The following is a 12,536-nucleotide window of genomic DNA, read 5'->3' on the forward strand; positions in this document are numbered from 1 at the left end:
CACGAACTCGCTCGAGATCACCTCGAACACCAAGGTGCTCCGATTCGTGAACCTGCCGGCCCAGGCGAACATCCGGATCTACAGCGCGAGCGGGATCCTGGTGAATATCGTGAGCCACAACGATCCGGGCGGCGGCGGCGAGGCGACTTGGAACCTGCGCAACCGTAACAACCAGTTCGTCGCCAGCGGCGTGTACTTCTATCACGTCGAGACGCCGGACGGCCGAGAGAAGATCGGTCGCTTCACCGTCGTGAACTTTGCCCAATAGTCAAACCGGCCAGGGCCGGGGCCTCGCCCCGGCCCATGCGGAGGTTAGCATGCGCAACTTTTCTGTCGTGATCGGCGCCGCAGTGGTCATCGCCGCGATGGCGTCCAGCACGGGCGCGCTGGCCCAGGGGCCGGTGCGGCAAATCCCTTCGGACAACACGGCTTACGGCACCACCGCCGCGGAATTCCTGCTGTTCCCGGCCGGCGCCCGCGGAGCGGCGCTCGGCGGGAGCTTCGCCGCCCTGACGTCCGATGTCTCCGCGGTCTTCTTCAACCCCGCCGGGCTGGCAGGGATGGAGCGTCCGACGGCGATGGGCTCCAGCATGAACTATCTGGCCGGCACGCGCTATGGAGCCATCGCGATTGGCTTCCCGATGTCGGGCGGCTCTCGGGCGCTGGGCCTGTCCATCGCCAACTTCGGATTCGGCGACCAGCCGGTCTACACCGCCGAGGATCCTCAGGGAGACAACGGCGAGGTGTACTCGGTCAACCAAACGGTGCTGGGCCTCAGTTACGCGACGCGGTTCTCCGACCGGTTCTCGGCGGGCATAACCGCCAAGTTCATCAACGACCAGCTGGGCAGGACCACGGGGCAGGCGGGGGCGGTGGACTTCGGCACGACGTTCCAGGCGCAGGTGAGCGGGCGGCCGATCCGGGCATCGTTCGTCATCCAGAACCTGGGCACGACCCTGCAGCACTCCGGCAATGTGCTGGACGTCACGGTGCTCCGCCCGCCGCCGCAGGGCCAGCAGCCGGTGCAGCAGGAGCCGGCATTGGGCTCGCTCAAGTCGAAGGCATGGGGTCTGCCGGTGATGTTCCGCGTCGCCGTGAGCTACGACGTCTTCTCGACCTCCGGGAGCCGCTTCACGGCGCTCAGCGAGTTCCTGCAGCCCAACAACTCGGAGCCCGGGTTCAACGTGGCCGGTGAGTACAACGTGGGGATGGGTCGCTCGGGCTTCTCGGTGGCGGGGCGCGCCGGCTTCACCTACCAGCCCGACAACAACCTGGATCCGGCCGGCGCAAGCAGCGCGGACTACGCCGGCTTCGCCAGCAACGTGAGCGGCGAGGGAATGGACGGGTTCTCGGCGGGCGGCGGCATCAAGTACAGCCGGCCGGGGTTCGGCGTCGGGTTCGACTACGCCTACCGCAGTCTCGGCGTGCTCGGCGGCGTCAACATGGTTACGATCGCCCTCAGCTGGTAGGCTGGGGGATCTCCAGGTCATGAGCCGGATGCCTTCTAGCAGGGCGTCCGGCCCGGCCGGAGGAAAGGATGCGAAGCTTTCTAGCGGTGCTGGCGGTTGCGGTCGCGGCGCTGGGTTCCACGGCCGCGGGCGCGCAGCGTAGCAGCGACGAACCGCTAGCGGTCAGCGTCGTCCGGTTCTATCAGCCGGCCCGCGCGGCATCGACCATCGAAGGGGTGTGCGAAGTTCGCCTTGGCGCCATGGCCGAGGGTGTGACGACGATGGTGCGATACCACCTCGAGATATCGGTGCGCGACAGCGCCGGCCTCGAGTTGCATCGAAGCGGATGGGACCGGGTGGTGGCGGGTACGGTGGCTAGAGCTCGCGGAGCCTCAGCGTTGGAGTCGTTCCGATTCTCCGCGGCGCCCGGCCGCTACCGTGTCTTGGTTCGTGCGGTTCCGCAGTCCGGTGCGCCGGTCGAGCGCGCCGTGGACGTGGTGGCGTTCGCGCACCGGCCGTCGGTCTCCGACCTGCTCCTGACGACGCGAGTGCGCCGAGCGGAGTCGGACACGGAGGCGGTGGCGCCCGGAGAGCTGCGGCGGGCCGGTTTGATAATGCGGACGGCGCCGACCTCGCGCCTGACGCCGACCGACGCTTCACTGTCGTACTACGCCGAGGTGTACCTCTCGCAGGGTGGGGCGACGGCGGGCGAGTTGCGGGCGGACGTACTCGGCGCCGGCGACCGCGTGATCGTCCAGACTCCTCCCCGCCCGGTTCGGTTCGATTCGGCTGGAGGGGTGACGCGGGGGTCGCTGGACCTGGCAGGGTTGCCCGAGGGATCGTATCGGCTGCGGTTGCGGGTGCGGCTGGGCGACAGCACCATCGCCGTGGAGGCACCCTTCGCGATGACCGGCTTCCCGGCGCAGGCGGTCGCGCCCAGTCCAGCGCCCGAAGCCGGAGACCTGTTCGCGGCGGTCGGGGAAGAGCGGCTCGATTCGCTCTATGCGCCGCTCATATACCTGATGGGGGACGGCGAGCGGCGGGGTTACGACGGGCTCACTCTCGAAGGGCGCCGGCGGTTCCTCGGTGATTTCTGGCGGCGCCGCGACCCGACGCCGGAGACGCCCGACAACCCGGCGATGACGGAGTTCTACCGCTCCGTTTCTTACACGAGCGAGTCGTTCCGGGAGGGCGGGGTAGGCCAGATTCCCGGCTGGCGCACGGACCGCGGAAGGATCTACCTCAAGAATGGGCGGCCGGACGAGGTGCTGCGCAGGCCATTGGCGAACCCGCGGCCGTACGAGGTGTGGAAGTATTCGCGTTCACGGCAGTACTACTACGTCTTCCGCGACGACTCCGGTCTTGGGCATTTCGTGTTGATAGGTACGAACGACCGGCGGGAGCCGAGCTTTCCCGAATGGGAAACGTACCTTGGACCAGAGGGCTCGCAGGATGTCGCGCAGTTCATTCGATAGCCGGTGGGCGTCGGCCGACCAACGGCGCGGGCGTCGCCAATTACGTACCTGAGCGAGGGAATCATGAACCGTTCACGTTTGGTCCTGGTGGCGGCGGCGGCCGCGACGATCGGCTCAGCCGGGTGCTTCAGCGATCCGACCTCGAGCATTTCTGATGGTCCGTCGTTGCTGCGGCTCTCCACCACGCGCGCCTTCATCAGCCAGGGCGATACCCTGGTGGTCACGGTCCAGGCCGTAGACGCCCGTGGGGCTCAGTTCCCCGCGGTAGCGGACTTCACCACGTCGGACGCGTCCGTCGCGACCACCTCCAACTTGGTCGCGGACACGCTGCCGCGGCAGCTCCGGTCCAGCGGCTCGATCGCGGGCGTCGGCGCCGGCCGGGCGATAGTCACCGTCACGGCCGGTGGCGTCACGGACGAGATCATCGTCGTGGTCGTCCCGACGGGATTTCCCGGCACGGTCTCTCCGGCCACGGCCAACGTGGGGGACACGATCACGATCACCGGGACCTCGGTTATCACGTTCGACCCGGCGGCGACCACCGTGACGATCGGCGGCGCGCCGACGTTCGTCGCGTCGCTGACGGCCAGCCAGATCAAGTTGATCGCCGGCCCGAGCGTAGCATCCGGCGCCGTGGAGATCACGAACCTGCTGCTCTTGGGGACGATCGTGATTCCGTCGCTCACCTCGCCGACCACGCTCACCGTGGCCGAAGCCGGCGAACCGGCGAACGATGCCCCGGCGGGTGGTCCGACCAAGGCCCTGCCCGCGAGCGTGGGCGACACGGTCACGTTCTACGGCTCCGTCGAAGGTGCGACCGACGGCGTGGGGCCGGACGCAGACGACTACTTCACGGTCAGCACGACCGGCGCGATCGGACTCCGCGTCCTCGTTGACTGGGTCAGCACGGATATTGACGTGGACGCCTTCGTCCTGAACTCGGCGGGCGGAGGATTCTGCGTGCTGGACGGCTGCTCGGGAGCGAGCGTCGCCAACCCCGAGATCATGAACGTTTCGCTCGCGGCGGCCACGACCTACAAGGTCTACGTCAACCTGTGGGACAACCACGGGGCCCAAACGCCCATGACGTACCGGGTGCGTCTTGTAAGGACCAGCTGAGCGCGCCCGCCGGCATGACTGCGACGCCCCCGGCAACCGCCGGGGGCGTCGCGCTTTTGGAAGGGCAGCGGTCTCACCTACTGGGCACGGTCCGCCTTTCCGGCCTGCTGCTTGCGCTGGTGCCACCAGACGACCATGCCCACTCCGATCGCCGCGCCCGTTGTTGGGGTGCCGCGGCGCGGGTAGCTTTGGCGGGTGGACGAGCGCAACGTCTTCGCGGAATTCCTCGAGTATCTCTGGTCCCGTAAACAGCTCTGGCTCATCCCGATCCTCGGGTTGAGCCTCGCGCTGCTCCTCCTGGCGGCGCTCCTGTTCGGACCCGGGGCGGCGCTGGAAACCGTCTACCAGATCTTCTAGCCGCGTGGCCCGCCCCTCGCGCCGGCCCCGCCCGGCCCCCCCGCCGGCCACCGCTCCATCCCCCCCGCGGCGGCGGGTGTTCCTGCTGGTCACGCTCCTGCTGCCCCTGGCCCTGTTCGGCGCCCTCGAGGCGACGCTCCGGGCGACCCACTACCAGGGCGACCATGGGCTCTTCGTGCGCCTGCCGTTCCTCCGCGGCCGATATGGCGGCGTGAACAAGCGGTTCGCGGCGCGCTACTTCATCGGGATGCGGCGCCTGCCGACGGCGTCGAACGACATCTTCCTGGTCGACAAGCCCCCCAACGGATTCCGCGTCTTCGTGCTGGGCGAGTCGTCCGCGAACGGGTTCCCTTACGGCTACAACGGGACCTTCTCACGGGTGCTGAGCGACGCGCTCCAGGACGTGATGCCCTCTGGCACGGTGGAGGTCGTGAACCTCGGCGTGGCGGCAACGAACACGTACGCCCTGTACGACGAGATCGACGAGGTGCTGGAACAGCGGCCCGACGCCGTGGTCATATACGCCGGACACAACGAGTTCTACGGCGCCCTGGGGGCGGGATCGACCGAGCGTGCCGCCGCATCGCCCGCGCTGCTCCGGGCCTACCTGCGGCTGCAGCGGCGCTTCAAGACCGTCCTCCTGGCGCGCGAGTTGGCGGTCGGCGCCCTGCGGCGTCTGGGCGGCGGGCGGGCGGCCCGCGACAGCTCGATGACGCTGATGCAGGAGATGGTGCGCGAGGAGGCGATCCCGCTAGACGGGACCACGTATCGGCGCGGCCGCACCCAGTTCCGCGGCAACCTGACGGCGATCCTGCACCGGTTCCGCGAGGCCGGCGTGCCCGTGTTCATCGGAAGCCTCACGAGCAATCTGAGGGATCAGGAGCCGTTCCGCTCCGTGCCGTCGGACACCCTTCCGGCCGCCGACCGGGTGTTCAGGGAGGCACGGGAGGCGTTGGCCCGGCGCGATCTCGCGGAGGCCCGACGGCTCTTCGGGTACGCCCGGGACCTCGACGGGCTCCGGTTCCGGGCGCCCAGCGAGTTCAACGCCATCATCCGCGAAGTGGCGCTCCAGGAAGGCGCGCGTTTCGTGCCGGTCGCGGAAGCCTTCGCGGCTGCCTCGCCCGACTCCATCGAAGGCTGGGCCCTCTTCTGGGAGCACGTGCACCCCAACCAGGCAGGGTATCACCTGATGGGCCGCGCGTACTTCGAGGCCTTCAAGGCGGCGGGATTCCTCGGCCGGGCGGCGGACACGACCCGGCTCGCGCCGTGGGACAGCTACCGGGAGCGCATGGAGCTGACCGAGTTCGACCGGCGCTTCGCGTGGCACCAGGTCCGCTCGCTCACCAGCCGGTGGCCGTTCGTCGAGCGGCCGGATCCCGCGGGATACCCGGCGAACTACCGGCCGGCGGACGGGGCCGACAGCCTCGCGTTCGAAGCGGTGAACGGCGGTCTGGTGTGGCCGACCGCGAAGACCGAGCTCGCCTCCCGCTATCGGGCGGGCGGACGGCTCGCGGAGGCGCTCGCGGAGTACCGCGGACTCCTGCGCGAGCAGCCGATGAACACCGCCCTGATGGCCTTGGTGGCGGACACGTACTTGAGGATGGGAGATTCCGGCCGCGCGCGCCCGCTGCTGGAGCGCGCGTACGACCTCGAGCCGTCGGGGCTCGTCTGCTTCGCGCTCGGCACCCTCGAGCTCACCGATCGGCGGTATCCGCGCGCGATCCGGCTCCTCGAGGAATCACTCCGGTTCGCGCCCGACAACCCGCCGGCGCTCAACAACCTCTCTCGCGCCTACCTGCTGACGCGCAATGTCCGGCAGGCGCGCGCCTACGCCGACCGGCTTGCGGCGGTGGCCCCCGAGTTTCCCGGCCTCAGGGAGTGGCGGGCGATGCTGGCGACTCTATCGGAGTAGCGCGGACCGCGCCCAGCGTCAGCGGACTTCGAACGTGAGTGTGGCCCAGTTGGATTCGTAGTCCGCGCCTGGTGCCGTGGCGGGTACCATGTGGATGAACTTCACGTACCACCTGCCGGCCGCTTCGAGTCGCACGGTCGCGACCCCGTCCGCGTCGGTACGCAGGACCCGCTGCGCGATCCGCGCGCCCCGGCGCGTGCGACCCCCGGCGATGACCGACTGCCCGGCGATCGGCGCTCCCTCAACCAGGCACCGCACCCGGAGCGTGCGGCCCGGGCGGAGCGCATAGGGGTTTTCGAGCGGCACGATCTCGACGCGATAGCCCAGCGCCGTGGCAAAGGCGTCGGAGCGCGCATCTCCCACCTGGAACACCGCTTTCACGTGCTTGGCGTAACGTTCCCGGACCGGGCTGGCCAGCTGGCGGTTTCGGGTGCGGGCCTGGAGCACCTCGCTGACGGCCTCTTCCCGCAGGTACGAGTTGAACTCCGCGCCCGTGAGCGCGATCTCGCTGGGTCGGACGGACAAGCCGACGACGTAGGTGCCCGGTCCGCCCGTGCGCAGCGTGAGCCGGCTCGTGTCGCCGTGGGTCGTGATCGCTGTGGTGTCCAGATTCGTCGTCCCGGCCGGCGAGACCACGCTGACGTCGGCGATGCGCACCCGAGCGATGGCGTTCTCGCTGCTGCTGAACGTGCCGTTCAACACCGGGATGCTGATGGTCGTGTCCGGTGGAACGAAGTAGTCGTCGAGCTTGAGGAAAAGGTCGTGGGAGAGGAGGCTCGAGACCGCGCAAACCAGCAGGCCGAGGGCGAGAACGGCGCGCTTCTTCATGTCGTGATCTTCCTTGGTGGCCCGGTCACGGGCCTGATCTGGTCCAGACGACGATGACGCCGCAGGCGGACGTGGAGCCGAGGAACTCGGCCGGCGTTTCAGACGCACCGCGATAGATCTCGATTCCCTGGATGTCGAGCGGCGAGATGTTCTCGACCGTGAACGCGCTGGAGGGGAAGCCGTCGAGGACGTAATCCGGCTGGCAGCCTCCCGAGGCGCGCGCCATCCGCACCGTGCAGGTCGAGCCGCTGCAAACCGCCCGCACCCCGCGCACCGTACGGAGAAGGTCCGGCAGGTTGATCGGCCTGCGCCGCTCGATCTCTTCGCGCGTGATGAAGTGCCCGGTGCCTCGCTCGCGCCGAGCCTCGAACTGCTCGAATCGGTGCGGGATCGTGCCCCTCCGCACGTCGATCGGCGACAAAGGGACCAACGCGCCGGTCATCTCGAAGACGTCGCTGAGGACCTCGCCCTCGGCGAGCTGCAGCTGCCATACCGCCCGCACATACCCGACGACGCGCGCCTGCAAGACCTGGAGCCCCGGCGGCACGCCGGTGAAAGTGAACCGTCCCGCGGAGTCCGAGGTGGCGGTCGAGGCGAATCCGATCAGCGTCACCATGGCGCCGCTCACGGGCGCGCGGGTGTCGCGGTCTATGAGCTGGCCGATGATGGACGTCCCTGGCTGCTGGGCCGCAGCGAAGCCGGTTCGGCCGAGCCAGAACGCCATCGCGAGGACGAGGGATGCTATCCGTCCGGAGTGATTCGAGGGGCGAGTGCGGAGTGCGGGAATCGTGGCCGACCTCGATGCCGCCGTAGAGCAAGCGTAGCCAGCAAGCTAAGGTACCACGCCCTGTCTGGCGCCGAAAGCCTACTACTGGCAGGCTCGGATGCGCCCTTTGGACGGCCCACCGGGGCCGGTGTTGCGCAACCCGGTGGGATGGGTCAGTTTAGAGGGGCCGTTTCCCGGCTCGGTCGCAAATGCGTCCCGGCCCGGGCGGCATCCGGCAGACACATTCGCAGCACCAGCGTCCACAACTGAGGACAGTTCACACATCATTGTCTCGCAGGAGGACATGCTATGGCTAAGCGAACATTGTTCGGCTCGTTCGTCGTCTGCTGCGGCGCGATTGCGGCGCTGCTCGCGGGCACGACCCGTGAGGCACAGGCGCAGGCCGCCGTGATCACGGGACGCGTGTCCGGGGGTCCGGACCAGCCGCTGGGCGGCGCAAGCGTGATCATCCGTGAGGTCAGCAGCGGGCGCGCCAGCACCGCGGCCGACGGCTCGTACACGATGACGGTGGCCGCGGAGCACGTCCGCGGGCAGCAGGTGACGCTGACGGCCCGGTATCCGGGCTACTCGCCGGGTTCCCGGACCATCACCCTCACGTCGGGTCGTCAGACGCAGGACTTCGATCTGAGGGCCGACCTGCTCCGTCTCGAAGAGATCGTCGTGACCGGCACGGCCGAAGAGACCTCGACGAGGATGTTGGGCTTCTCGGTTGGCACGGTTTCGGAGGCCACGCTCCAGGAGGTGCCGGCGACCAACCCGATCCAGGCGTTGTCCGGCAAGGTGGCGGGCGCTCACGTCGTGAACCCCGGCGGCCAGCCGGGCTCGGCTACGACGCTGCGGCTGCGGTCGGCGACGAGCTTGACGCCGGGTGCCTCGCAGCAGCCCCTGCTCGTGGTGGACGGCATCATCACGTACGGTACGCTGGCCGACATCAACGTCGGGGACATCGAGCGCATCGAGGTGGTGAAAGGCGCGGCGGCATCGTCGCTCTACGGTTCGAACGCCGCGGGCGGCGTGGTCCAAGTCTTCACGCGCCGCGGGCGGAACGTGCCCGACGGTGCCACCAGGGTGACGGTCCGCAACGAGGCAGGCCGCCTCGGCCTGAACCGGCGGCTGCCGATCAACCGCTCGCACTATTACCAGCTGGATGGCAGCGGCAACTACCTGCTGGACGAGAACGGCGACAAGCAGCTCGAGCTCGACCACGTCGCCGACAACCCGTACCCGGCGAGTACCCCGTTCCGCGACCAACAGGACCTGATCCTAGGCAACGGCCTGTTCTACACCAACTACGTCGGCGTGGGCCGGCGGCTGGGCCAGACGAACTTCCAGGCCTCGTTCGAGAACCAGCAGAACTACGGTATCATCGACATCCCGGGCGTCAGCTGGGACGGGTTCGGCCGGCGCAACGCGCGGATCAACGTCGACCACACGATCTCGGACCGTCTCGACTTCTCCATCGGCGCCTTCTTCAACGAGTCGCACTCGCAGGAGTTCCAGGAGGGCGTCGGGAGCCCGTTCTTCTCGGTGCTCTTCATGCCACCGGACGTGGACCTCACCGACAGCAACACCAACGGTGAGCCGTTCCGGGCCGACGTCGGCACGACCGGCGCCATAACGTCGACGGATCGGAACCCACTCTACACCGCGGCGAACACCGACCTCCGCCGGGCGCGGACCCGCGTGCAGGGCAACCTCCGGATGCAGTGGCGTCCGATCGAGTGGCTCGGGGTGGAGGGCTACTTCGGATACGACCGGCAGACTGACGACTTCCGCAACTACGTGCCGAAGGGCACGCTGAGCTCGTCGGCCGTCCCGGGCCTCGGCTCGCTCAACCTCAACAACTCGAACCGCCGGGCGTACAACGCCGGCGTCAGCGCGACGATCCGGCGCCGGTGGCAGGACCTCAACTGGCGCGTGAAGTTCAGCGGGACCCTCGAGGACGACTTGGAGAACACGACCACTGCGGGGGCCAGCGACTTCGCGTCGGTGGGGGTGCCGGACCTGGACAACCTGAGCAACCAGGGGACCAAGACGATCGGCTCCAGCCAGATTATCAGGCGGGCGCGCAACGTCTTCGCTATCGCGGGCTTCGAGTACCGCGATCGTTACATCGCGGACGTGCTGGTGCGCCGCGACGGGTCCTCGCTCTTCGGCGCCGACGCGCGCTACGCCACCTACTACCGCGTGTCGGGTGCCTACCGCTTGACGGAAGACATCCGCCTGCCCGGTGTGCAGGAGCTGCGCCTCCGAGCTTCGCGGGGGACCGCGGGCTTGCGGCCGCCGTTCGAGGCGCAGTACGAGACGTTCACGACCACCGGCGGCCAGATCGCCCCTCGGGGACTTGGCAACCGGGACTTGAAGCCGGCGCACTCGACCGAGAACGAGCTGGGCTTCAACGTCGATTTCCTGAACCGCTTCACGTTCGAGTACTCCTACTCGCACAAGGTGACCGAAGACCAGGTGCTCCCGGTGCCGCTCTCGTCGGTGGCCGGGTTCACCTCGCAGTGGCGTAACGCCGGCACGCTCGAAGGCAGCACGCACGAGCTCGCCTTCGGCGCCGTGTTGGCCGACCGCGCCAACTGGAGTTGGCGCGTCAACGTGACGGCCGACCGCACCCGGATGGAAGTGACCGACCTCACTACCGCCGCCTTCACGAGCGGCAGCGGCCAGCAGAGCAACGACGTCTTCCTGATCAGGGAAGGCGTGACTTACGGCTCGATGTGGGGCTACCGGTTCGTGCACACCGTGGCCGAGCTGTCCGACAATCCCGCCAACGCGGCCCTCGACCCCACCCTCTACAGCGTGAACGAGGACGGGTACGTGGTGCTGACGGCGAACCGCGGCACGTCGGACGAGCGCGCCATCAAGTATGTGGACGCGGACGGCAACTCGAACGTGCAGATCGGGGATGCCAACCCCGACTTCACCATGGCCCTCTCGACCACCCTGCGGTGGAGGAACTTCACCTTCTACGGCCTGCTCGACTGGGTGCGGGGCGGCGACATCTACAACCTGCCGCGCCAGTGGCTGAGCCGCGCCGAGTTCCGGGCCGCCGAGATCGACCAGGCGGGGAAGCCGGCATTGGAGCGAAAGGCGATCGAGTACTACTCCGCCATCAACGATGCCAACAACTTCAACGAGTTCTACGTCGAGGACGGCGGCTACCGCCGCCTGCGCGAGCTGGCGGTGAGCTACCAGGTCAGCCCGCGGACGCTCGAGCGCGCCGGCCTGAGCCGCATGATGCGCAGCCTGCGATTGGGCGTCGTTGGCCGCAACCTGGTTACGTGGACGAACTACTCCGGCCTGGATCCCGAGACGCACAACCCGGTGACCAGCAGCAACGGCGACCCGACGACGTTCCGGTTCGACTCGTTCGGCTACCCGAATTTCAGGACGTTCTCGGCCATGGTGGAGATCGGCTTCTAATGCACCCCGCGGAGGAGTTCCTCGATATGATCGGACTTTCTAGAACGTTCCGCCGCGCGGCGAAGCTTCGCACCCTGGCGCTCGCCTCGGTGCTGCTCGCGGCCGGCTGCAATACGCTCGATGTCCAGAACCCCAACGACCCGGACGCCGGGCGCGCGCTCGCCAGCGGCGGAGACGTCAGAAGCCTCGTCGGCGGCGCGTTCGGCAACTGGTACTACAGTATGCAGAACTATGGCCCATCCACGACCACCGCGACGATGGCGGACCACTACACCGCCTCGTGGGGCAACTGGGGGATGCGGGCCTATTCGAACGAGCCGCGCATCGCGCTCAACAACTCCGCCACCGAGCGGTCGGACATCCTCCAGGTCTTCGAGGGGCCGTGGTTCGGGAACTACGGCGCCCTGGTCTCGGCCAACCTCGCGATCCAGGCCATCAACAACGGGCTGGACATCGACGAGACCGACCCGAGCCAAACGGACATGGTCTTAGCGGCCTCGACGTTCCTTCAGGGCGCCACGCTCAGCAACATCGCGCTCTTCTTCGACAAGGGGTACGTCGTCGACGAGACCACGGACCCCACGACGGTCGCCTTCGCTACCCGCGCGGAGGTCCGTGACGCCGCGCTGGCGAAGCTCGACGCGGCGATCGCGCTCGCGGGGGCGTCAACGTTCCAGCTGCCCGAAGCCTACCTGAACATCACCGGGTGGACGAACACCCAGCTTCGGCAGGTGGCCAACACGGTGGCCGCGCGCACCATCGCCTACTTCGCCCGGACCGCGGCGGAGAACACGGCGGCGGACTGGGCCAAAGTGGTGCAGTACGCGAGCGCCGGCATCAGCTCCGGCACCGGGTTCAGTCCGTCCATCACCGGTGACGGAGGCATCAACTGGAGCGACCCGTACAAGGCGGCCATGGAGGACTGGGTGAGCTGGTCGCGCGTGGACATGCGGGTGGTCTGCCAGATGGATCCGGCGCAGCCCTGCGTCCACCCCAACAACACCACCGAGATCGGTCGGCCCGTCAGCGCGGACTTCCGCATGACGGGTGGCGGGGACACGTTGCTGGCGGACTTCAACTGGCACCCGGCCGCGGAGATCCCGCACAACCCGGCGCGGGGCCTGTACCACTTCAGCGAGGTCGGCCACCAGCGCTACTACTCCCACTCGTTTGATGCACCC

General features: G+C 68.4%; 10 protein-coding genes. 8 read left to right on the forward strand and 2 right to left on the reverse strand.

The genetic code is table 11. The features are described from left to right. The 6 genes from Q8Q85_02920 to Q8Q85_02945 form a co-directional block, all read left to right on the forward strand. Positions 1-268 (forward strand): T9SS type A sorting domain-containing protein (locus Q8Q85_02920; protein ID MDP3773196.1); only part of this gene is annotated, 268 nt, incomplete at its 5' end. A 49-nt stretch (positions 269-317) separates the two neighbouring features. Beyond that, entirely contained in the window at positions 318-1,469 is a 1,152-nt protein-coding gene (locus tag Q8Q85_02925) for a PorV/PorQ family protein (GenBank protein MDP3773197.1), read from the forward strand. 68 nt (positions 1,470-1,537) lie between these two features. Continuing rightward, entirely contained in the window at positions 1,538-2,923 is a 1,386-nt protein-coding gene (locus Q8Q85_02930; protein ID MDP3773198.1) for a GWxTD domain-containing protein, read from the forward strand. Between the two features lie 63 nt (positions 2,924-2,986). After that, entirely contained in the window at positions 2,987-4,042 is a 1,056-nt protein-coding gene (locus Q8Q85_02935; protein ID MDP3773199.1) for a hypothetical protein, read from the forward strand. A gap of 195 nt (positions 4,043-4,237) precedes the next feature. Further along, entirely contained in the window at positions 4,238-4,399 is a 162-nt protein-coding gene (locus Q8Q85_02940) for a DUF5989 family protein (GenBank protein ID MDP3773200.1), read from the forward strand. A gap of 76 nt (positions 4,400-4,475) precedes the next feature. Next, the gene (locus Q8Q85_02945; GenBank protein MDP3773201.1) at positions 4,476-6,311 is read left to right on the forward strand and encodes a GDSL-type esterase/lipase family protein; all 1,836 of its coding nucleotides are present in this window, start codon (positions 4,476-4,478) and stop codon (positions 6,309-6,311) included. Between the two features lie 18 nt (positions 6,312-6,329). On the opposite strand, the gene Q8Q85_02950 is transcribed toward Q8Q85_02945, so the two are convergent. Together Q8Q85_02950 and Q8Q85_02955 are read right to left on the reverse strand one after the other, a co-directional pair. Continuing rightward, positions 6,330-7,139: a DUF4198 domain-containing protein gene (locus Q8Q85_02950; GenBank protein ID MDP3773202.1), complete on the reverse strand. Its 810-nt coding sequence runs from the start codon at positions 7,137-7,139 to the stop codon at positions 6,330-6,332. A gap of 25 nt (positions 7,140-7,164) precedes the next feature. Further along, positions 7,165-7,863, reverse strand: a complete 699-nt coding sequence (locus tag Q8Q85_02955; protein ID MDP3773203.1) for a carboxypeptidase regulatory-like domain-containing protein — start codon at positions 7,861-7,863, stop codon at positions 7,165-7,167. A gap of 351 nt (positions 7,864-8,214) precedes the next feature. On the opposite strand from Q8Q85_02955, the gene Q8Q85_02960 reads away from it, so the two are divergent. Together Q8Q85_02960 and Q8Q85_02965 are read left to right on the forward strand one after the other, a co-directional pair. Then, positions 8,215-11,355, forward strand: coding sequence for a SusC/RagA family TonB-linked outer membrane protein (locus tag Q8Q85_02960; protein ID MDP3773204.1), 3,141 nt, complete (start codon positions 8,215-8,217; stop codon positions 11,353-11,355). Then, a partial coding sequence (locus Q8Q85_02965) for a hypothetical protein (GenBank protein ID MDP3773205.1) occupies positions 11,355-12,536 on the forward strand: 1,182 nt, incomplete at its 3' end. The genes Q8Q85_02960 and Q8Q85_02965, both read left to right, overlap by 1 nt.

The organism is Gemmatimonadales bacterium (assembly GCA_030697825.1).
Lineage (GTDB): Bacteria > Gemmatimonadota > Gemmatimonadetes > Gemmatimonadales > JACORV01 > JACORV01.

Bases quoted from the DNA above. Each gene is read 5' to 3' on its own strand.
- Q8Q85_02925 (MDP3773197.1), top strand. From the start codon at position 318: ATGCGCAACTTTTCTGTCGTGATCGGCGCCGCAGTGGTCATCGCCGCG.
- Q8Q85_02930 (MDP3773198.1), top strand. From the start codon at position 1,538: ATGCGAAGCTTTCTAGCGGTGCTGGCGGTTGCGGTCGCGGCGCTGGGT.
- Q8Q85_02935 (MDP3773199.1), top strand. From the start codon at position 2,987: ATGAACCGTTCACGTTTGGTCCTGGTGGCGGCGGCGGCCGCGACGATC.
- Q8Q85_02950 (MDP3773202.1), bottom strand. From the start codon at position 7,139: ATGAAGAAGCGCGCCGTTCTCGCCCTCGGCCTGCTGGTTTGCGCGGTC.
- Q8Q85_02955 (MDP3773203.1), bottom strand. From the start codon at position 7,863: ATGGCGTTCTGGCTCGGCCGAACCGGCTTCGCTGCGGCCCAGCAGCCA.
- Q8Q85_02960 (MDP3773204.1), top strand. From the start codon at position 8,215: ATGGCTAAGCGAACATTGTTCGGCTCGTTCGTCGTCTGCTGCGGCGCG.